This is a genomic window from Rugamonas rivuli (genome assembly GCF_009380165.1).
Lineage (GTDB): Bacteria > Pseudomonadota > Gammaproteobacteria > Burkholderiales > Burkholderiaceae_D > Rugamonas > Rugamonas rivuli.
On the sequence record NZ_WHUF01000001.1, the window covers coordinates 163,925 to 184,966 of the forward strand.

Below are 21,042 nucleotides of genomic sequence, written 5' to 3' on the forward strand. Positions count from 1 at the left end.
CAGACGGCAATGGTTGTATGCCTCTGGCCCAAATGACTACGTTTAATAAAGTACAGCAATTGTTCTTGGTTTTCTATATATATTGTTTATCAAATTACTCTAAATCGATAGTGTTGAGCCCGTCTTAGCTAGCAAACAAGCAGCTTCCGGCCGGTTTGAATGTGGTCAAAAAGCCGAGGTTTTTTTGCAACATGTTCTATGGGAAAAGTTGCGGAGAAGGTAATTGTCGACGCGGCGGGGCGCGTCCGGGAGGGGAGGGTTGGCCGGGGATCAGCGATGCGTAATCCGGTTGGACTGGCGGACGTCAAAGTCCTCTATGTAGTCTGCCGCGATGAGCATGACTAACAGGGCGGCCACGATGGCCGCGATACGAAGAGTTTCTTTTTCTAACACGATTGCTCCACATGAGGCGCACGATTGAACTTTCTTTGCCTCAATATAAATCAATTTTCCAGTAGGAAAAAGATATTTTTCTTGGTTAATGTTTAATTGCGCAACACTTTGTGCGATGAGGTGGCATGCGGACGACCGTGTGCCAGAGGGGGGGGCGACTCCGCCAAGGGAGCCGCTTTGCTGAAGAGAACTTACGCTTGTACGCTATTACTTGGAGACATTAGTCTGCGAAGACAGCGTGAGTATCCGCGATTTGCTTTCTTTGATCGTTTCCGAGTTTTCATCGCGCATCAAGCCAAGGAAGCGTCCGTTGGTATCTGCAACGCTCAGCACGCCCGATGTCCGTCCAACCGGCGTCGACATGGTGCCGATTACCAGAGTGCCCGAACCAGCATTCCCAGGCGTGTCTTTCGATACAAACGCGCCCTCATAAATCGCCGTTGAGAGAATGACGTTGTTAATCGAATTTGCGCTGAACTTGAAGCCGTTCTGCACCCCTTCGGCCCCCAGAAGCCGGGGTGCGAAGAATATGTTCCGCACGAAGCCGGTCGCATCCACCGCGGTGGTCAAGCCTTCAAATCCCAGGTTGTAGAATTTGTTGCCGTTGAAGCTGTCTGCGCCGGGGCCAGGGGCGGATAGGAGACCAGTGAGGCCGGTAATCTTCCCGCCGGTGAAAGTGTTTTCTGTTACCCAGTTATGTATGCCGTCGTTTTCAGTGGTCAGCAATATACCCACGTCGTTATTTTTTAAGCCATCGAAGTCTATCTTGTTATATTGCGAGCCGTTTTGTCCTCTGGCCGATAGCTTGATCGCATTTTGGAAACCATCAATCCAATTTACCTTGACCGTTGCGAACTGGGCATTCATCAAGGTGATGCCCGATCCGACGTAGCCGTAACGTGGATGATCCTCCCAAGGCATGCCATGTAGCCTGGTCAGGTTCAGGACGTGTCCAAACCGACCCTCCACGATGATTCCGTCCCTGGCGCCAAACGTCAACTCGCCCCGTGCCGTGAAATGGATATACGTTTCGTCGTGCAAGGTGATGGAATTCTGGAATTGATAACGCCCCTCCGGAATGAGTACTTCTTGCCCGTTCCTTGCCGCGTCGATCGCATTCTGCACTGCGACGGAGTTATCCGTTGCTCCTTCTGTCAGGCCAAACCATTTGGCATTGATCGTGCTGTCGTAGACCCGCTTGTACAACTTCTTGTTCGGGCCGCCGGCGTTGCACCATAAGGTCGTGCCGCCATTCGCCTCGCTGGAGGTGTCCGAGGACGCAACGAACATGCCTTCTTTGCCGGCATCGGTGATGTAGGCGGGAGTGGAGCAGGCGTTCGATGCCTGGAGTTGGGCGATGGTCAGGGCAGTCTGGGCATGAGCGGCAGAGATTGCGGTAATTGCTGCGAAGAGCATGGAGTGACGAATGATTTTCATTTAATTTCGCTCGTGATAAATATTGATAAACATTACCCGTTTTGCAATTTAATGCGGGGCAATCCTATCAGTTATTTACAACGAGCAAACTATCCAAATCCCACCGGTGGAACGGCAAGCTGCCCTGCCGGGACGGTGGGCGGCGGCGGGGGCTGCAGTGCTTTCTAGAAGTTAAGGACAAGATGCCGCGATTTCTGTATAATCTGCTTTTGCGCCTATAGGAAATGCTATGCGTCTACTCCAAAAAGCACTCACGTTTGATGACGTGCTTCTCGTCCCAGCGTACTCGAATGTTCTGCCTGCCGATACGTCCCTCAAAACTCGCCTGACCCGTAACATCAGTCTGAACATCCCGTTGCTGTCCGCAGCGATGGACACGGTCACTGAAGCCCGCCTGGCGATCGCCATGGCACAAGAGGGTGGCATCGGCATCATCCACAAGAACCTGAATCCCAAGGATCAGGCTCGCGAGGTAGCGCGCGTCAAGCGTTTCGAGGCCGGCGTGCTGCGCGATCCGATCACGATCCCGCCGACCATGAAGATCCGCGACGTCATCAAGCTGACCGAGCAATATGGCATTTCCGGCTTCCCTGTCGTCGAAGGCAAGGAAGTGGTCGGCATCATCACCAACCGCGACCTGCGTTTCGAACAGGAACTGGACGCCGAAGCGCGCGCCAAGATGACCCCGCGTGAGAAGCTGGTGTTCGTCAAAGAGGGCGCGGAAGGCGCCGACCGCGACGAAGCCAAGCGCCTGATGAACAAGCACCGCCTGGAGCGCGTGCTGGTCGTCAACGACGCCTTCGAACTGCGCGGCCTGATCACTGTCAAAGACATCCAGAAATCCACCGAGCACCCGCTGGCGTCGAAAGACTCGCAGGGCAAGCTGCTGGTCGGCGCCGCTGTCGGCGTTGGCGCCAAGGATGAAGAGCGGATCGAACTGCTGGTCGCCGCCGGCGTCGACGTGCTGGTGGTCGACACCGCCCACGGCCACTCGCAAGGCATCCTGGACCGCGTGAAATGGATCAAGACCAAGTTCCCGCACGTGGACGTCATCGGCGGTAACATCGCCACCGCCGCTGCCGCTAAAGCTCTGGTGGAATACGGCGCGGACGCGGTCAAGGTCGGCATCGGCCCAGGCTCGATCTGCACCACCCGTATCGTGGCCGGCGTCGGCGTACCGCAGATCACCGCGATCTCCAACGTTGCCGAAGCACTGGAAGGCACCGGCGTGCCATGTATCGCCGACGGCGGCATCCGCTTCTCGGGCGACATCTCCAAGGCCCTGGCGGCCGGCGCGTCGACCGTGATGATGGGCTCCATGTTTGCCGGCACCGAAGAGGCGCCAGGCGAAGTGATCCTGTATCAGGGCCGTTCGTACAAGTCGTACCGCGGCATGGGTTCGCTGGGCGCGATGTCGGACGGTTCGGCCGACCGCTACTTCCAGGACGCCACCATGAAGGCCGACAAGTTCGTGCCTGAAGGTATCGAAGGCCGCGTCGCCTACAAAGGCAGCGTGCTGGCGATCATCTTCCAACTGGTCGGCGGCGTGCGTCAATCGATGGGTTACTGCGGTTGCGCCACCATCGACGAACTGCGCAACAAAGCCGAGTTCGTCGAGATCACCTCGGCCGGCATGCGCGAATCGCACGTGCACGACGTGCAGATCACCAAGGAAGCGCCGAACTACCGTTCCGGCGACTAAACAGTCCTTGCAACGCCGGCTTAGCTAAGCCGGCGTTTTTCTATTCATTACCTCTCCAGTACATTACACATGCACTCAAAAATCCTCATTCTCGATTTCGGCTCCCAAGTCACCCAGCTGATCGCGCGCCGCGTGCGCGACTCCGGCGTGTTCTCGGAAGTGTACCCGTACGACGTCAGCGACGAGTTCGTGCGCAACTACGGCGCCGCCGGCGTGATCCTGTCGGGCAGCCACAGCTCGACCCTGGAAGGCGACGCCCCGCGCGCGCCGGACGCCGTGTTCGAACTGGGCGTGCCGGTGCTGGGTATCTGCTACGGCATGCAAACCATGGCGGCCCAGCTGGGCGGCAAGGTTGAGAACGGCCTGGTGCGCGAATTCGGTTACGCCGAAGTGCGCGCCCGCAGCCACACCAAGCTGCTCGACGGCATCAACGACTTCGTCACCGACGAAGGCCACGGCATGCTGAAAGTGTGGATGAGCCACGGCGACAAGGTGCTGGACATGCCGCCGGGCTTCGTCCTGATGGGCAACACCCCGAGCTGCCCGATCGCCGCCATGGCCAATGAAGAGAAGCGCTTCTACGGCGTGCAGTGGCACCCGGAAGTGACCCATACGGTGCAGGGCAAGGCCATGCTGGGCCGTTTCGTGCACGAGATCTGCGGTTGCAAATCGGACTGGAACATGCCGGACTACATCTCGGAAGCGGTCGAGAAAATCCGCGCGCAAGTGGGTAGCGATGAAGTGATCCTGGGCCTGTCCGGCGGCGTCGATTCGTCGGTGGCTGCGGCGCTGATCCACCGCGCCATCGGCGACCAGCTGACCTGCGTGTTCGTCGACCACGGCCTGCTGCGCCTGGACGAGGGCAAGATGGTGATGGACATGTTCGCCAAGAACCTGGGCGTCAAAGTGATACGCGTCGATGCCGAAGACCAGTTCATGGGCCACCTGGCAGGCGTGACCGATCCCGAGCAGAAGCGCAAGATCATCGGCCGCGAATTCGTCGAAGTGTTCCAGGTCGAGTCGGGCAAGCTGGTCAACGCCAAATGGCTGGCGCAAGGCACCATCTATCCGGACGTGATCGAATCGGCCGGCAAGGGCAAGAAGGGCCAGACCATCAAGAGCCACCACAACGTGGGCGGCCTGCCGGAGACCATGAAGCTGAAGCTGCTGGAGCCGCTGCGCGAACTGTTCAAGGACGAAGTGCGCAAGCTGGGCGTGGCGCTGGGCCTGCCGCATGACATGGTCTACCGTCATCCGTTCCCAGGCCCTGGCCTGGGCGTGCGCATCCTGGGCGAAGTGAAGAAGGACTACGCCGACCTGCTGCGCCGCGCCGACGCGATCTTCATCGAAGAACTGCGCAACACGCCGTACGAGCCGGTGGTGGTGCCAGGCTTCGACCAGGACAGCGTGCCGACCAACTGGTACGAAGCGACCAGCCAGGCGTTTGCCGTGTTCCTGCCGGTGAAATCGGTGGGCGTGATGGGCGATGGCCGCACCTACGAATACGTGGTGGCCTTGCGCGCCGTGCAGACGCAGGACTTCATGACCGCACACTGGGCGCACCTGCCGCACTCGCTGCTGGGTAAAGTGTCGAACCGCATCATCAACGAAGTGCGTGGCATCAACCGCGTGGTGTATGACATCAGCGGCAAGCCACCTGCGACCATCGAGTGGGAATGAGCCCGCCTTCTAGTTTTTTACCCTAGAGGGATAAATGAATGCCATTGATGATCTTGACTGCATCATCAATGGCATTTTTCATGGCGTGACCTTAACGGTGGTGCAGATTTTTACGCGAAGGACGTCAAAGGCCTGCATGACAACAGGTGTCAGGCAACGTAAAGTTCTGATGGCCGCAAGGCCAGTTGTGGACATTTATCGTTCCAGGCTCATTTTCAAAGCTTTGTGCTTATTGGATTCATTAGATGACACACATCCAGGTTAAAAAACTGCTAGGTGGTCGCGCCCAGTATGCGGGCCGAGAGTGGTGGTATGATTTTCAACAGATCCCTTTACTTTGCGAAGAAAAATCTGTATCTCGCCGCTCACAAGACTTGATGCAGCAATTTGCGCTGCTGACAAAAAAATGGAGCGAAGACTTAAATTCTGAGTGGACAGTGCGAGTCTACTTTTCGGCCAAAATGGTCTTGGCTGCTTCCGTGATGGCTCAAAGCTTGAAGTATGCGGAAGAAAGGAATCTGCGCGCAGTAACGTCCTACCTTAGCTACTACACCGTCTTGCATTCTCTCCGCGCGATTGCTTTAACCAGCCCCAACGTGGCATGGAATGGCGGTGACATCTTGCTGATGTCGCATTCGAAGACTATCAACGTCGCCTGCGACGAGATCGCAAATTTGAATCGGGAGCTATCGGGACGACTAAAGAAGTCAGTTCTTCATCTCAAAGCATTTAGAGAGTTGATCTCGTACAGGGCGCCGTCCAGCGGTGATCGATTCCCAAAACCAGACTTCGATATTTTTGAATATTCTCGTTTTTTTCTCGAAGTTGCCCAGTTACAGTCCGAGTTGCTGGAAGCATCGATTGGAAAGAACGTAACCGAATCTTTCGAATTGCAAAACGATCTTATTTCGCAGGTCACTGACATGGAAATTGAGGGGTTCAATTTCCACGACAGAGAGGATGGGCATCGGCTAGGGTATTTGGCGCGAAAGCATCCTGCGCCAACGAACATCCTTCATATCATGTCCGAAGGACACGTCGAAGATTTCTTTGGTTCGTGGCGTGCTGGCGACGAACTGCCAGACTGCTTCGATCCAGACCAAGACTGGCAAATTTTGTTCGACGTCCCGTAGCAGATCAACACACGGCTATGTGCTTAAAGGTTTTTTTGTCCCACGTTTAGAAGGCCATTGCAATGTTGAATGACTTGCTTGAAGAAATGCTGTTCTGTGAATTCATGCTCGTGTGCGAATCCCATGATTGCCGCGCGTTCTTTGAATTCGAAGAAGTCGCCAATGATCCCATGGAAGCATGGGCCAAGCGGGCGGCGGTTGCGGCGAGGGAGTGCGGCTGGACGATAGGCCGCACGAGACTCGTGAAATGCGCAAAATGTGCCGCGCGCGTTGATTGACCTGCTACCCTAGATGCCTTAGACCGCATTTGAAAGGTTCAGCATGTCCGAAAACATTCCTACGCTGTACGAATGGCTGGGCGGTATCGATGCCCTGCGTCGTCTGACCTCGCGCTTCTACGAGCATGTCAAGCGCGACGCCTTGCTGGCCATGCCGGACGACCCGGAATTCCGCTCGGCGCTGGTTGGCTATCTTGAGTGGGGTTCGCGTCTGGCTGTCATCAACTCGCAGCCGGGGGCGCAGGCCGATCAGGATGCGCCCATGCCCAAGTGGGGCTGGGGCGAAGTCAAGGGGCCGTATCGTGGTTAAAACGCGGCGCGCAATGGCGGTGCTCGCGCTGCTCGCCGGGCTGCTGGCATGTGGCGCGGCATCCGCGACGGATGTAGTGATCGAGGCACCGAACGTGGTCACGATCTCACCCCGGCTGGTCACATCGGGCCAGCCTGGAGCCAAGGCACTGGCCGGCCTGGCCGCGCAAGGGTTTGGCGCAGTCATCTACCTGGCGCCGCCGACCGTGTCGGACGCCATTGCCGGCGAAGCGGAGATCGTTCGCCAGCAGGGCCTTGAGTTCATCAATATTCCTATCCGCTTCGGAAATCCCACGGAAGCCGACTTCCAGTCCTTCGTGGAGGCCATGGCGCGACTGCGCGATCGCAAAGTTCTGGTCCATTGCCAGGTCAATATGCGCGCCTCCAGCATGACCTTCCTGTATCGCGCCATCGTCCTTCACGAGAAGCCCGAGCTCGCCTATGAATCGGTCGCGCGTGTGTGGTCGCCGGAAGGGCCCTGGAAGAGCTTGATGGTGTCCCTGCTGCGAAAAGCGGGCATTCAGTTTGAACCTTATTGAAGATCAAGGTTTTCCTGGCGGCCTGCGCCGAGGCCGGTGTCGACCCCCGCGCAGGCTTTTTGAGGTCTACCAGCCGAGGTAATAATCAGCCGGCAGCCAGCTCGGACGCGGCAGGCCGAAATAGGACTGCAGCATTTTCTCCGCCTCGCAGAAGGCGCCTTCGACCCAGCCTTGCTGGTCGGAATAGGCTTCGCCGCAGATGTGTATGTCTTCTGTCGCCATGGGCTTGCGCATGTAGGGCATCACATCCTGCACCTTGTAGCCGGCTTTCCAGGCGTGATAGCCGGCGCCAAACGGGTCGTCGCCCCAGTCCTTGAACCAGGTGACGTAGGGCATGGGGATACCCACGCCGTGCAGTTCGCGCAGCTCCTTGACCACTTCTTTGACCATCGTGTCGCTGGCGGCGACATCGTTCAATGCTTCGACTTCGAGCTGCGACGCCAGCCTGGTTGCGCGTGGCCGGAACTTCACCGGATCGTCGGACAGGGCCTTCCAGAACGTCTCCGTCTCCATATCCCCGTAGCTGCCGAGCAGCATCGAATGGTCGGTCACTTTCGCGGTGCCGAAGTAGTAGCACTGGCGCATCGGCAGGTCGGTGATGGAGTGGCCGGCGGTGATGCCCAGCTCGTTCCACCACGGCGTGTCGAATCCCATCAGGATCTTGAACGCCGGCTCCTTGATGACCGAGCGAATGTTTTTGTTCAGCTCGGTGTTTTCATTGACGTTGAAGAAGAAGTTGTCCTGGTCCAGAAGCTCCAGCGAGTGCCGCGGCATCGCCAGCACCAGGCGATTGGCATACGCCCGCCATTGCTGGTTCGAGCGCAGGTTGAGGAACACGAGTTCGTAGCGATGGGTGGCGCTCTGCGGGTGTTGCCGGTTGAAGGTCAGCAGCTTGTTTTCGGACCAGATGCATGCGCCTTCGTGACGCATATAGTCGTTCGCCATCGCATAGACCGTGCTGTCGAAACCCTCGGCGATGGTCTTGTATTCCGCGCCGGCGGAGAAGTCGCCGATCATGTAGGGGAAGGCTTCCGCCGCGTTCCAGTTGATGGTGTTGGAGTAGTAGCCGCCGGCGGTCGACAGGAAAGTATAGCCTTCCTGCGATACCTGGTCCTTCAGCAGGTTCCAGAAGCCGATGTCGTTGACGAGGCGTTTGTCGTACGGCGAACCTTCGAAGTGGTAGGTCAGGTAGGGCTTGACCTGGTCCCATTGCCGCAGCGTCAGTTCGATGACGTAGGTGTAGGCGTCGACCTGGTGGACGTGCTGGCCGAAATTTTCGCGGAACCACGGATCCGCGGTCAGCACGTCGTAGATCACTTTGCTGAACAACTGATCGGCGCTGAAGCCGATGTCGTCGTCGTCCAGGTAGTAGCGGGTAAGCAGCTTCTGCCCCCTGCTCTGCGCTTCCGTCCAGGCGTTTTGCTTGCAGCGATCCTTGCGCAAGTACATATACAGATCTGCCGGATCGCCCATCGGGAATTCAACCGCTTCCATCTGATCGGCGAAGACCTGTTCGATCAGCGTGGTGACGATCTTTTGCGAGGTCAGGTAGCGCATGCCGCCCAGTTCGCCCTGTACCGTCGGCATGCCGGGCAGGCGCACCGATTCAAGCCGACCGGCAATGCGGGTGTTCATGTCGAAGACTTGTACCTGGCTGCCCGTGTTGGCGCCTTCCGTGGTCAGGCGGTAGGCGGTGTAGATGCCGGAAATGCCGGCGCCCACGATGGCCACGTCGAATTTCAATCCATCCTGCATGCCGGTGTTCAATGCCGTATTTTTGTCAACCATTTTGGACTCCCGATATAAGTAGCTAAATTATTTACATGGTTCTGAAGTAGAGCTGGCCGGTCTGGAAGTGCGAGATGTCGTACGAGCTTTTACCGTCGAGCGCCATTTCCGACAGAATGCTGCCCAGCAGCGGCACGAACTTGGCGGCCCAGCCGGTTGCGTACATGACGATGTTGCGGTGGTTGGGCACATAGCTCGGGGCAAAGTCGATCAGCATTTCCTTGCCGGCGATGGTGCTCAGCGCCACCAGGCAGGTGGACTTGTAATGCGGGGTGGGGTCGAGTCCGGTCATATGCTTGCGTACCCACTCGGAGGTGTACGCCAATTCGTCGGGATTGGGGATAAAGCTGGCCTGGTTGGGATCGGACAGCGGCGTCATCACGAAGTCCGGCGCAACCCGGATATAGTCGGGGTAATTCCATTCGACCTCGGGAAAACCGTAGAACTGATTACCGCTCTTGCCATCCGGCTGCTGGAAAACAAACCAGGTCGGATATTGAATGGCGGGGTCGGTTTTTTTGAAATAGCACGAGGCCATGTTCCAATACGTCGCTTCAATTCTGAAATCGAGCAGGTTAATGACGTCGTTGATATAAGGCCCGGGCACGATCACCAGCTTCTTGCCGACATAAGTGCCGCCCGGCGTCGTCACCATGAACAGCTGATCGGATTGCTGTATGCCGATGACCGGCGACTGTTCGAGCATCGTCACATTCGGACTGGCCAGATTGCAGTCGTACAGGGTGCGCTGGGTGGCGAGCAAGTCGATGCTGGCACCGTCGGCCTGGAACAGGCCCCGGTAATTCTGCGGCAAGTCTTTGAAATGATATTGCGCTTCGATTTCCTCCACGGTCAAGGAGGTGTAGGGCACGTCCTGCGCCTGCATGGCCAGCTCAGCGGCGGCGATGTTGCCTTCCGTCGACTGGACGGTCGGGTCGCCGAACCACAGGGTGCCGACCGTCGTCAGCAGCTGCTCCTGGCTGTGGGCTTGCAGCTCGGCCCAGTAAGGCAGGGCATCTTCGGCCATCTTCACCATGTATTCATCCGGGTAGGGGATGCGGAACTGGCGGGAAACACCGGCCGAGCTGCCTTGCTGGTTGAAGAAGGTGAACTGTTCCAGCACCAGCGTGGAGGCGGAACGCTTGCTGTTGTAATACGCGGTGGCGAGCCCCATCGGGCCACCGCCTATGACTATCACGTCATATGTTTGCTGAAAACCGGATGCGGGCTTATTTATTTTATCGACAGGCATAACACTACCTTTCCAATAGTAACAAGCGGAGGATGGTGATAACTCTGGAGGGAATCGGATGTGCGCAAGAACGGCACACCGTGAAGGGTAGTATTACATTAATTTTCAAAAAGATAATGCCTGTGTTGGCTTATTCCAACGGAGATTTTTATATATTTTTAATTAACTTGACGCCGGTCATGGCTATTAATTTGCTTGTTATTTACAGAGTGGAATGCATTATGTATGTGAGATTCGGCCGGCCATAGTAATATACCGTAGCCGTTTTTTATATAAGGTACATATGGTTTCAATCTGGGTGAATGGCCAGGACAAGACCAGGCAAATCAGCGACTGGAAAATATGGTGGGGACCCAAGCAAGGGGAGTTGATGCTGACTTGCATCTTCCCCTCTGGTAAATCCTTTCACAGTCCGTTGAGTAATTGTCGAGTTGACCCTACCGTCGTGGTGCCGGGAGGGCTACTTTCGAGCAAAGGCGGCGTGCGGTTCAAAGCGGTTGAGGACGTGTCTATCTACGGCGGGCGGTTTGCCGCTGTGCAGTCCCGCGGCAGCGCAACGATCGACATCGAGAATCCGGACGATCTTGTGTTCGTCGCCGAAACGGCGATCAAGGACGGGGATGTATTCCGCTATTTTGCCGAGGTTGCCCAGGCCAGGGTGGAACACGCGTCTGCGAAGAATCGTCCGATCGCCGAGAACGTATTGCGCCAGCTTGACAAGGTGGTCGCCCATGAAGATACCGCGTTGCAGGCCTACTGCACGGCGCAGAACGGACAGCGCGCATCGGGTGGCGGTTTCATCTACCCATTCGGCGTCAATGAAAGCCAGCAGCAGGCGGTTGAACAAGCGTTTGCGTCGCAAATCAGTTTGATCGAGGGGCCGCCAGGTACTGGGAAAACGCAGACGATATTGAATATCGTCGCCAATGTCCTGCTGCGCAAAGGCACCGTCGCTATTCTGTCCAACAACAACGCCGCGGTAGAAAACGTCTACGAGAAACTTGGCGCGGCCGGGCTGGGCTATCTTGCCGCCAGACTGGGCAGTGAGCAGAACCGTACAGCTTTTTTCAATGCCTTGCCCAAGGTGCCGGCGGAGCCCGAGGTCCCCCCGCTTGCCATGGATGACATTCAGGCTACGATGCAAAAGCTGAAGCAGCAGCTTCACGCACAGGCCGCCGTGGCGCGCTTGCGGGCCGAGATGGATGAACTGGCGGTGGAGCGGCGCTACCTGCTGGAGTGGCAGCGCGACAATTTGACCGAGGCGCCGGTGTCTCTGGAGAAGTACCGTCTGTCGCCACAAGAGTCTTCGGACTTGATGGCTTATCTGGCCCATCTTGCCGAGCGTCGCGTCAAGATCAGGGACAGGATCGAGCTGCTGTTTAATTTCAAGATCCTGCGGATGAAACCCTTTGATAGCCGGGAAAAGCGCAAGGCAGCGATCTTTGCGTTGCAGCTTGATTATTACGACAAGGCGCTGGGGGAGAGGGGCGCGGCATTGGCGGCCCATCAGGACGCGCTGGCGCGAGGTCGTTTCGATGCCTTGCTCGATCAGTTGACCCGGTGGTCGATGGGCTATCTCAAACAGCATCTGCGCCGGCACATCCCTGACCAGCAAGAATTCGATGCCCGCAGTTATCGTCGGCAGTTTGACGCCTTTGTAAAACGCTTCCCCATTATTGGCAGCAGCACGCATTCCATCATCAACTCCATGGGCGAAGGCGCATTGCTCGACTATGTGATCATCGATGAGGCTTCGCAGCAGGACATCGTCCCGGGCATCCTGGCCTTGGGCTGCGCCAGAAACCTGATCATTGTCGGCGACCGGAAACAGTTGCCGCATATTCCAGCGGTCGTTGGCGTCGAGGCGCCGGTTGAATTCTACGATTGCGAAAAATACAGCCTGCTTGACTCGTGCGTCAGCGTCTTCAACGATACCGTACCGAAGACGCTGCTGAAGGAACACTACCGTTGTCACCCCAGGATCATCCAGTTCTGCAACCAGCAGTTTTATGACAACCAGCTTGTGCCCATGACGCAAAACGCCGGTGAAGAATCGTTGAAGCTGATCGTTACTGCCAAGGGGAATCACACGCGCAGCAATGCAAACCTGCGGGAGCTGGATTCGGTGCAGGAAGTCCTCAACTGGGATGGCGTAAGCGACTGGGATAGCGAGGGCAACAGGGGATTCATCGCACCCTACAATGCGCAGGTCGCGCTCTCTCGCACCCGCCTGCCTGAGGACTTCGTCAAAGACACAGTGCATAAATTCCAGGGCAGGGAGTGTGACGAGATCGTGTTCTCTACGGTGTTGGACAAGAAGTACAGCAGCCGGCGAAATCTCGATTTCGTGGACGATCCGCATTTGGTCAATGTGGCGGTGTCGAGGGCAAAGAACAAGTTCACCCTGGTGACGGGCGACGATGTTTTTACCGCAAACAATGGCCATGTCGCCGCGCTGGTGCGCTACATCGAGTACTACGCCGAGGAAAAACAGATCCATCGCGCGCCCGTCGTGTCGGCCTTCGATCTGCTCTACAAGGAATATGATCGGTCGCTCGAAAGGCTGCGTCGCCGACTGAGTTCCAAGGATTCCCGCTACATGTCGGAGCAGATCGTGGCGCAAATTCTGCGCGAGGTGATGGACCGCGATGCATATGGGGCGATGAAATTCCACGCCCAGATCTTTTTGTCCCAATTGGCCTCACCGGCCAATGAAACGTTGACTCCACGCGAACGGGAGTTCATGAGCAACCACGCCAGCTGTGATTTTGTCGTGTATTTCAAGGTGGGTAAAACGCCGCTCGGGGTGATCGAGGTGGACGGCGGATCGCACGAGACGAAGCCGCAGTCGGCGCGCGACGCACTGAAAGAAAGTATTCTGCACAAGAGCGGTATCCCATTGCTCCGACTGCGGACTGTCGAGAGCTTTATCGAGGAAAGAGTGGCAGAATTTCTGGACCAGTGGGCAATGGGTAGCTCGGGCGTTACTGGAAATTGACGCGGCCCTCGTGCGGGGGGGGCGCGTAACAGCAGCGTCAGCGCGATCAGGAAGGCTGCGGCATCGAGCAACCAGCGTTTGTCGATAACAAATCCGTAGGCTAATGGACTGCTAATTGTCAGTCGTCATGATTGACTGCGCGTTCCCTTTCCCACTTCGACAAGGTGTTGCATGACCCTACAAACTACCGCGCCCGGCGCTCTGGCCAACAAGGTGCCGGCGGCCGTGCTGAGCTTTTGGATCATCAAGATCCTGTCCACCACCGTCGGCGAGACCGGCGCCGACTATCTGGCGGTGAACGCCGGCCTGGGCACGGCTATCACCGGCGGCATCACCGCCGCGCTGCTGGCCGGCGCACTGGTGGCCCAACTGCGCAGCACGCGTTTCGTGCCATGGCTGTACTGGCTGTGCGTGGTGCTGCTCAGTGTGGCGGGCACCCAGATCACCGACGCGCTGACCGACCGCATGGGCGTGAGCCTGTACATCAGCACGGCCGTCTTTGGCGTTCTTTTGGCCCTGCTGTTTACCGCCTGGTACCGCCGCGAACGAACGCTGTCCATCACCACCATCAACACCGGACGCCGCGAGCGTTTCTACTGGGCGGCGATCCTGCTGACCTTCGCGCTGGGCACGGCGGCCGGCGACCTGGCGACGGAGGAGCTGGCGCTGGGCTTCCGCGTGGGCGTGCTGGCTTTCGGCGCGCTGATCGCGATCATCTACGCAGCCAGGCGCAACGGCGCCAATCCGGTGCTGACGTTCTGGCTGGCCTACATTCTGACGCGTCCGCTGGGCGCCTCGCTGGGCGACCTGCTGTCGCAATCGACCGAATACGGCGGCATCGGCTGGGGCGCTGTCAACACCAGCATCGTGTTCCTGCTGGCGATTGCCGCCCTGGTGGCGTTCGTGAGCAGGACGCCGGCAACCGTTCGCGCCAACTGACATCCATTTTTCAACCAAGAGGAGCACATATGCAAAACCCGACCTGCAAGCGCGGCATCATCGCGGCCGCTGCGGCCATCATCCTGGCGGCGGCCGCCATCTCACCATCGAGCCCGCTGCTGCCGGCCGCGCAGGCTGCCAGCAGCGCCAAGCTGGGCGACCTGGGGAAATTCCGCGCCATCGCCCAGGACACGGCCAAGCTGGTCGATGCCGGCGACCTGGCCGGCGGCAAGAAACGCATCAAGGATCTGGAGACCTCGTGGGACGAGGCCGAGGCCGGCCTGAAGCCGCGCGCAGCCGCCGATTGGCACGTGGTCGACAAGGCGATCGACCGCGCGCTGGAAGCGCTGCGCGCCGGTCGTCCCGATGCCGCCGCCTGCAAGGCTGCGATGACGGACCTGCTGGCGGCCATCGACAAGGCGCAGGCGAAATAAGCGCCTCAGCGGCTGAACAGGATGCTGGCCCGCAGCCCGGCCAGCGCCTGCCGGTCCGCATAGTCCAGCGTGACGCGCGCGCCCAGGCGGCGTGCCACCGCGGCCACGATCGACAAGCCCAGCCCCGATCCGGTGTGTGCATTGCCCAGTGCGCGGTAGAAGGGATCGAACACGCGCTCCCGTTCTTCTGGAGCGATGCCGGGACCGGAGTCGCACACTTCCACGCCGATGCCCTCGGCGCCGACCCGCACCGCCAGGTCCACGCGGCCGCCGTCGGGCGTGTAGCGGATGGCGTTGTCGACCAGGTTGCGCACCATGAGCAGCAGATCGACTTCGCTCGCCAGCGGCGCGGCGTCGATGTCGCTGGTGACGCCCAGATCGATGTTGCGCGCCTGCGCCAGCGGCATCAGATCCTCCAGCACCAGCCGGAACACCAGCAGCAGCGACACGCGCACAGCGGCCGGCGCCGGCGAGGACTGGGCGCGGGCCAGCGACAGCAGCTGTTCCAGCAGGTCGCGGCCGCGCCGCAGGCCGGAACGCAGCGTCGCCACCTTGGCTTGCGCTGCCGGTGGCAAATCGCTGTCGGCCAGCGCTTCGGCTTGCAGCGACAGCGCCGTCATCGGCGAGCGCAGTTCGTGGGCGGCGTCGGCGACGAAGCGGCGCTGCGCCTGCATGGCTTGCGCCACACGCTCCAGCAGCCGGTTGATGGCGGTAACGAAGGGGCGCATTTCCGACGGCAGAAAGTCCGGCGCCAGCGGCTGCAGTTCATGCTCGCTGCGGCGGTCGATATCGCCGGCCAGCGTGGCGATGGGACGAAAGCCGCGCCGCACCATCAGCACCACCAGCAATGGCAGCAGCGGCAGCAGCACCAGCAGCGGCAGCAGTGTGCGCAGCGCGCCTTCCAGCGCGATCTCGTCGCGCACCGCGGCCGCCTGCGCTACCGCCAGCCGCTCGCCGGTGGACAGCCGCTGCAGCAGGATGCGGTAGGGCGTGCCGGCGATGGTGCGGCGGTGGATGCCGTCGGGCAGGGCGGCCAGCTGCTGAAGTGGCTCGTCGGCCGTCCGCTGCTCCAGTGCCGGCACCGGCTGCGACGGCAGCAACTGCACCACCACGCGCGCCTCGTCGCCACCGGCAAAGGGATTGCTGTCTGCCGCGCGGAGCGGCGCCGCGACAAGCCGGTGCTGGTCGAACAGCGCGTGCACGTGGCGCAGGGCGTCGTCCTGTAGCTCGTTGGCCTCGTCATAAGCCGCCACGAACGACAGCGCGGCGGCCGGCACGGCCACCGCCAGGATGCCGCCCGTCAGCCACAGCGACAGCCGCAGTTGCAGCGAATCCTTCAGATGCTTTTGTCGACCATCCATCCCACCCCCCTGACGTTTTTGATGGCGCCCGCGCCGAATTTCTTGCGCAGCGCGTGAATCAGGAATTCGACCGCGTTGCTTTCCACTTCCTCGCCCCAGCCGTAGATGCGTTCTTCCAGTTCGCTGCGCGACAGGATGGCGCCGGGGCGCCGCATCAGCGCCTGTAGCAGCGCGAACTCGCGGTTCGACAGCTGCGCCGTGAGTTCGCCGCTGGAGGCCTGGCGCGTGGCCGGGTCCAGCGTCAACACGCCGTTGCTCAGCACCGGCGCGGCGCTGCCACCCTTGCGGCGCATCACGGCGCGCATGCGCGCCAGCAGCTCGCTCATCTCGAACGGCTTGGGCACATAGTCGTCGGCGCCGTTGTCCAGGCCTTCGATGCGTTCATCGAGGCCGTCGCGCGCGGTGATGATCAGCAGCGGCACTTCGTTGCCGGACGCGCGCACGGCGCGCAGCACGGCCATGCCATCCTTGCCCGGCAGGCCCAGGTCCAGCAGCACCAGGTCGTAGTGCTGGCACGCCAGCGTATCGAGCGCGCTTTGGCCGTTGCGCACCCAGTCGGCCGCATAGGACGCGGCCTTGAGTGCCGCATGGGCGGCGGCGCCTATCATCGGGTCGTCCTCGACCAGCAGCACGCGCATGGCCTACTCCCGCACCCAGCCGCGCTGGATCAATGGCCGGAACAGGCTGCGGTACAGGCGCTCGGCCGGCGGGTAGGCCAGCGCCGGCAGCGCGCCCAACTGCCGCGCCACGCAGGCGCCGATGGCCCCGATCAACAGCGCGCCGGCCATGTCGGCAGGGTAGTGCACCCCGATGTAGATGCGCGACCACGCCATCGGCACGCCCAGCAGGGCCAGTCCGGCGCCGGCGCGGCGGGTGGCGGGGTGCAGGCACAGGCTCAAGGCCACGGACCACAGCAGCGTCAGATGGTCGCTGGGGAAGGAAGCGTCCGGCGCGTGAGCAACCCAGGCGCGGGCGATGCCGTCCATGAACGGGCGATTGTGGGGAAACAACAGGCCGGCCAGCTGCGCCAGCCCGAGCGCGACGGCGGCCGCCAGGCATGCTTCCAGCGCCGCCTGGCGCCAGGCCGGGCTGCCGCGCAGCCATCCCGCCACCAGCAGCAGCGGCACGGCCAGGATGGCAGTCTCGGCCAGTGCGATGGCGGCGGCAAGCACCGGCGGCGGGGGCGAAGGCGGCGCGGCTAGCAGCAGGAACAGGTCGGTGTTCAGAGTAGTCATGGAAATCCAATATGATGGCGGCACATGACTATAACCTCTCCGGCTTAGCTGACACTGAGCCGGAGAGGTACTGATCAAACTTTTATGTTGGTCCGGCCTCGGCCTGGGGCAGGCGTAACAGCAGCGTCAGCGCGAGCAGGAATGCGGTGGCGTCGACCAGCAAGAACCGTATCCAGCCGATGTGCGCGATCCAGGCCGGCAGGAGCAGCAGCGTTATCGTCGCGAACAGGCGCCCCAGGCCATACAGGAGCGCATAGTCGGTGGCGGCGCGGCGCTGGTCGGCCCATCCCAGGATCAGGCTGGCCAGCACCACGTAGAGCGCGGCGGCTGCGGCGCTGCTGGCAATTGCCGCGGCGATCGCCAGATCGTGCTGCTGGCTCCAATACGCGGCGGCCAGCAGCAAGGTCGCACAGATGCCGACTCCTGCCGCCCACCAGGCCACCACGCGTGCCGGCCAGCACCGGCACAGCCAGGGCGTGAACAGGCAGGCGATGGCGTTGGCCAGCGGCGTGATGGCGCCCAGCAGCCAGGCGATGCGCGCCAGCGGCACGCCCATGTCGGTCAACAGCAGGCGGTTGAAACTGAACAGCGCCAGCAGGCTGCACGTCACGAGGGTGACGCGCAGCAGCCGCTGCCGCAAGACCTGGTGGCGCAAGGCCGAGCGCAGACTGGACGCGGCGGCCGCATTGGCGCGCTGAGCCGCCGTGCGGCCGCCGCGCTCCCGCGTCGACAGGCTGCGCACCGGCACGCAGGCCAGCGCCAGGATCGCGGCGATGCACAGCAGGCTGCCTTGCCATTGCAAGCGCGCGTATTCGCCGACGATGACGCCGCCTCCCACAAAAACGCCGATGGAAATCCCGCCCATCTTGGCCGCCGCCGCGCGCGCCCGATGCGCGGGGCTGACGTGCTCGACGCAGAAGGCATCGACCGCCAGATCGGTGGTCGCCACCGCTGCGGTGGCGATGCAGGCCAGGATCAAGGTGGGCCACCATGACGTGGTCGGCATCGGCATCCCGGCCATGGCGACCACCGCCAGCAGCGCCAGCGCCTGCATGCTCAATATCCAGCCGCTGCGATGCCGCAGCCAGGGCCAGCGCAGGCGGTCCACCCAGGGCGCCCACAAGAACGCCAGGCCGAAGGGTATCAACACCAGGAACAGCCCGCGCATGTCGCGCAGCGGGATGCCCTGGCCGCGCAGCACCGGCCCCAGGCCTTGCAGGAAACCCATGATGGTGCCCAGCGCCAGGTAGATCACCACTATCGCGCCGAGGATGGGCCAGGTACGGCTGGGATGCGCGGCAGGCGCCTTGACAGCACCGTCTATGATCGTGTCGAGCATGGCGGGTCCTTTCGTTAAAATTGTTTGATCACGCCGAGACCGAGCTCACGGCTTTGGCCCGGGCGGACGGAATTGACGCCGGCCGACCAGGCTTGTCCGGTCATGGCGTAGCTACGGTTGGCCAGATTGTTGGCGTAGGTGTAGAGGTTCCAGTCGCGATACTGCCAGCTCAGGCGGGCGTTCAGCAGCGCGTAGCCGGGCAGGTAGAAACTCTGCTTGATATCGGTGCTGCGCTGGCTCACGAACTGCCAGCCGACGTTGCTCTTGAGCTGGCCGGCGAACCCGAACAACCGGGCGTCGACGGTGTAATCGGCCGCCAGGTCGACGCTGTATTTGGGGACGTTGGGCAACGGAGCGCCACTCTTCGCGCCGGACAGATGTTGCGGCGGCACGTGCGCCAGCTTGCCGTTGGTGTATCCCAGGCCTGCGCGCAGGTGCAGGCGCTGGGTGGCCTGTGCTTCCACTTCCAACTCCGCGCCCTGGCTGCGGTAGTCGAGCGAGACCGGGCGCAACAGCGCTTGGCCGGGGTCGAACACGACCAGGTGGCCATTCTTCACGTCGTTGTAGAACACGGCCATGCGCACGTCCAGGCCGGCCGCCAGTGCGCGGGATTTGAAGCCCGCCTCGTAGGTCCAGTTGCTGGATTCGGGGAAGGCTGGCTCCAGCTTGCCGCGTGGGCTGCTGGTGGACAGGGCCGAGTAGCCGGCAGCGGATGCGCCGCGCGCCGCCGTGGCGTAAAGCAGGGTGCCGCGGTTGTCGTCGTGCGATAGTCCCAGTCGTCCGGTCAGGAGATGGGCGTCGAGTTCCTCCTTGCCGTCGAAGTGCGGCACGACCATGGGATTGCCGTTGCCGTCGAAAACATAGCTCGCGGTCTTGTGCTCGGTCGTGTAGCGCAGTCCGGCGATGCCGCTGATGTTGGCGGCCAGCGGCACGTTGGCCTCGCCGAACAGTGAGGTGCTGCCGGTTCGCGTGCGGTTGTACTGGCGGCCGTTCTGGGTGCTGACGAAACTGAAGGCGGCCGGCGACGCCCGCGCGACGGTGGTGTTGTCGAAGTCCGAGCGGAAGTAGTTCAAGCCCGCCGTCCATTGCAGCGGGCTGTCGGCGGGCGCGTTCAGGCGCAGCTCCTGCATCATGGTTTTTTCATGCAGGTTCATCGAGCTCATGTCCGCGCCCGGCACATTGAATACTGACGCCGGACGATGCGTCATGGCGACGTTGATCAGCGCGTCGCTCAGGTCGAAGACTTGTCGGTTGCTGGAATCCTGGTAGCTGCTGACCGCCGTCAGCTTCATCAGCGGGAAGTCGTGTTCCAGCCGGACGCTGACGCCGCTGTCGCGCCATTGCCCCAGCGTCTCGGTGTCCTGGGCGATTTGCGGAAAGGCGGGATTTTCCCGCCAGACGAAGCGGGACACGCTGCTGCGCGTCTGGTCCTGGAACACGATGGCGCTGAGCAGCGTGCGGTCATCCACGCCCCACAGCAGCGAGGCGCGCGCCGCACCCACGCGTACCGCGCCGTCCTTGGTCCCGGTCGACAGATTCGGTATCCGGCCGTCCTGGTCGGTGTAGCGCAGCGCCAGGCGCACCGCCAGCTTGTCCGCCAGCGGCGTGTTCGCCACCACGTCGGTGGACACATGGCCGTGTTCGCCCACCTCCAGCGCAGTGCTGAGGCTGCGGCGGAACTCGGGCGCATTGGGGATGATCTGGATCGCGCCGCCCTGGGTATTGCGGCCGAACAGCGTGCCTTGCGGGCCGCGCAGGACTTCGACCCGCTCCACATCCAGCAGGCTGGGCGCGGCGCCGGTGGCGGCGCGCGGCACGTCGTTCAGATACACCACGACCGAGCTGTCGTCGCTGGACAGCGGCATGAAGGAACCCACGCCGCGTATGGTGAACACGTTGCTGTAGGTCGTCCCCAGATCGACGAAGCTGAGATTGGGCACGCTGCGGGCCAGGCTGGCGTTGCTCTGGCCCGGGCTGATGCGCCAAGCCAGGTCTTCGGCGGTGAAGGCCTGAAGACTGATCGGCACCGAGTAATCGGTTTCGTCATGCCGCCTGGCGCTGACGCGGATGGTTTCCAGTTGCGTGGCTTGAGCGTTTGAAGCGGGCTGCGGGTCGTCGGCCCTGGCTGGCTGGATCATGGCCAGGCCGATGCCGAGGAGGCAAGGACCGGCCAGACGGAACGGTGTACGGGACGACAACGGATGCTGCCAACTATCTACACTCAT

The 21,042-nt window shown here is 61.0% G+C and carries 19 protein-coding genes; 10 read left to right on the forward strand and 9 right to left on the reverse strand.

The window, feature by feature from the left end:
- Window positions 1–270 precede the first annotated feature (270 nt).
- Entirely contained in the window at window positions 271–393 is a 123-nt protein-coding gene (locus GEV01_RS31280) for a hypothetical protein (RefSeq protein WP_268878347.1), read from the reverse strand.
- A gap of 207 nt (window positions 394–600) precedes the next feature.
- On the reverse strand, window positions 601–1,830 hold the full coding sequence (locus GEV01_RS00790; protein ID WP_152800775.1) for a hypothetical protein: 1,230 nt from the start codon (window positions 1,828–1,830) through the stop codon (window positions 601–603).
- Window positions 1,831–2,059: 229 nt separating this feature from the next.
- On the opposite strand from GEV01_RS00790, the gene guaB reads away from it, so the two are divergent.
- The 7 genes from guaB (at window position 2,060) to GEV01_RS00825 (ending at window position 7,471) form a co-directional block, all read left to right on the forward strand.
- Window positions 2,060–3,532 (forward strand): IMP dehydrogenase, encoded by a 1,473-nt coding sequence (gene guaB / locus GEV01_RS00795; protein ID WP_070271573.1) that lies wholly within the window; start codon window positions 2,060–2,062, stop codon window positions 3,530–3,532.
- A gap of 69 nt (window positions 3,533–3,601) precedes the next feature.
- The gene (gene guaA / locus GEV01_RS00800) at window positions 3,602–5,212 is read left to right on the forward strand and encodes a glutamine-hydrolyzing GMP synthase (RefSeq protein ID WP_152800777.1); all 1,611 of its coding nucleotides are present in this window, start codon (window positions 3,602–3,604) and stop codon (window positions 5,210–5,212) included.
- Between the two features lie 34 nt (window positions 5,213–5,246).
- Window positions 5,247–5,477 carry a hypothetical protein gene (locus tag GEV01_RS00805; RefSeq protein WP_152800779.1) on the forward strand — a complete coding sequence of 77 codons (231 nt, stop codon included), beginning with the start codon at window positions 5,247–5,249 and terminating at the stop codon, window positions 5,475–5,477.
- Window positions 5,458–6,345 (forward strand): hypothetical protein, encoded by an 888-nt coding sequence (locus GEV01_RS00810; protein ID WP_152800781.1) that lies wholly within the window; start codon window positions 5,458–5,460, stop codon window positions 6,343–6,345. Before GEV01_RS00805 ends, GEV01_RS00810 begins: the two co-directional genes overlap by 20 nt.
- A 62-nt stretch (window positions 6,346–6,407) precedes the next feature.
- A complete protein-coding gene (locus tag GEV01_RS00815) occupies window positions 6,408–6,623 on the forward strand; it encodes a hypothetical protein (protein WP_152800783.1) in 216 nt (71 codons plus the stop codon).
- Between the two features lie 43 nt (window positions 6,624–6,666).
- Entirely contained in the window at window positions 6,667–6,933 is a 267-nt protein-coding gene (locus GEV01_RS00820; RefSeq protein WP_152800785.1) for a globin family protein, read from the forward strand.
- Between the two features lie 13 nt (window positions 6,934–6,946).
- Window positions 6,947–7,471, forward strand: coding sequence for a protein tyrosine phosphatase family protein (locus tag GEV01_RS00825; RefSeq protein WP_175022859.1), 525 nt, complete (start codon window positions 6,947–6,949; stop codon window positions 7,469–7,471).
- 66 nt (window positions 7,472–7,537) lie between these two features.
- Here the strand turns inward: GEV01_RS00825 and GEV01_RS00830 are convergent, their stop codons facing one another.
- Window positions 7,538–9,259, reverse strand: coding sequence for a flavin monoamine oxidase family protein (locus GEV01_RS00830; RefSeq protein WP_152800789.1), 1,722 nt, complete (start codon window positions 9,257–9,259; stop codon window positions 7,538–7,540).
- A 31-nt stretch (window positions 9,260–9,290) separates the two neighbouring features.
- Window positions 9,291–10,457, reverse strand: coding sequence for an FAD-dependent oxidoreductase (locus GEV01_RS00835; RefSeq protein WP_328595404.1), 1,167 nt, complete (start codon window positions 10,455–10,457; stop codon window positions 9,291–9,293).
- 337 nt (window positions 10,458–10,794) lie between these two features.
- Between GEV01_RS00835 and GEV01_RS00840 the strand changes: the two genes are divergently transcribed.
- The 3 genes from GEV01_RS00840 (at window position 10,795) to GEV01_RS00850 (ending at window position 14,882) form a co-directional block, all read left to right on the forward strand.
- Window positions 10,795–13,509, forward strand: a complete 2,715-nt coding sequence (locus GEV01_RS00840; RefSeq protein WP_152800793.1) for an AAA domain-containing protein — start codon at window positions 10,795–10,797, stop codon at window positions 13,507–13,509.
- A gap of 171 nt (window positions 13,510–13,680) precedes the next feature.
- Window positions 13,681–14,448 (forward strand): COG4705 family protein, encoded by a 768-nt coding sequence (locus GEV01_RS00845; RefSeq protein ID WP_152800794.1) that lies wholly within the window; start codon window positions 13,681–13,683, stop codon window positions 14,446–14,448.
- Between the two features lie 29 nt (window positions 14,449–14,477).
- Complete coding sequence (locus GEV01_RS00850) at window positions 14,478–14,882, forward strand: histidine kinase (RefSeq protein WP_152800796.1); 405 nt, start codon at window positions 14,478–14,480, stop codon at window positions 14,880–14,882.
- Between the two features lie 5 nt (window positions 14,883–14,887).
- Here GEV01_RS00850 and GEV01_RS00855 read toward each other — a convergent pair whose 3' ends face one another.
- The 5 genes from GEV01_RS00855 to GEV01_RS00875 all read right to left on the reverse strand — a co-directional run bounded on the left by GEV01_RS00855 (window position 14,888) and on the right by GEV01_RS00875 (window position 21,042).
- Window positions 14,888–16,243 carry a sensor histidine kinase gene (locus GEV01_RS00855; RefSeq protein WP_152800798.1) on the reverse strand — a complete coding sequence of 452 codons (1,356 nt, stop codon included), beginning with the start codon at window positions 16,241–16,243 and terminating at the stop codon, window positions 14,888–14,890.
- Window positions 16,219–16,881 carry a response regulator transcription factor gene (locus GEV01_RS00860; RefSeq protein WP_152800800.1) on the reverse strand — a complete coding sequence of 221 codons (663 nt, stop codon included), beginning with the start codon at window positions 16,879–16,881 and terminating at the stop codon, window positions 16,219–16,221. Before GEV01_RS00860 ends, GEV01_RS00855 begins: the two co-directional genes overlap by 25 nt.
- 3 nt (window positions 16,882–16,884) lie before the next feature.
- Window positions 16,885–17,478 carry an undecaprenyl-diphosphatase gene (locus tag GEV01_RS00865; protein ID WP_152800802.1) on the reverse strand — a complete coding sequence of 198 codons (594 nt, stop codon included), beginning with the start codon at window positions 17,476–17,478 and terminating at the stop codon, window positions 16,885–16,887.
- An 82-nt stretch (window positions 17,479–17,560) separates the two neighbouring features.
- On the reverse strand, window positions 17,561–18,817 hold the full coding sequence (locus GEV01_RS00870) for an MFS transporter (RefSeq protein WP_152800804.1): 1,257 nt from the start codon (window positions 18,815–18,817) through the stop codon (window positions 17,561–17,563).
- Window positions 18,818–18,831: 14 nt separating this feature from the next.
- Entirely contained in the window at window positions 18,832–21,042 is a 2,211-nt protein-coding gene (locus GEV01_RS00875; RefSeq protein ID WP_152800806.1) for a TonB-dependent receptor, read from the reverse strand.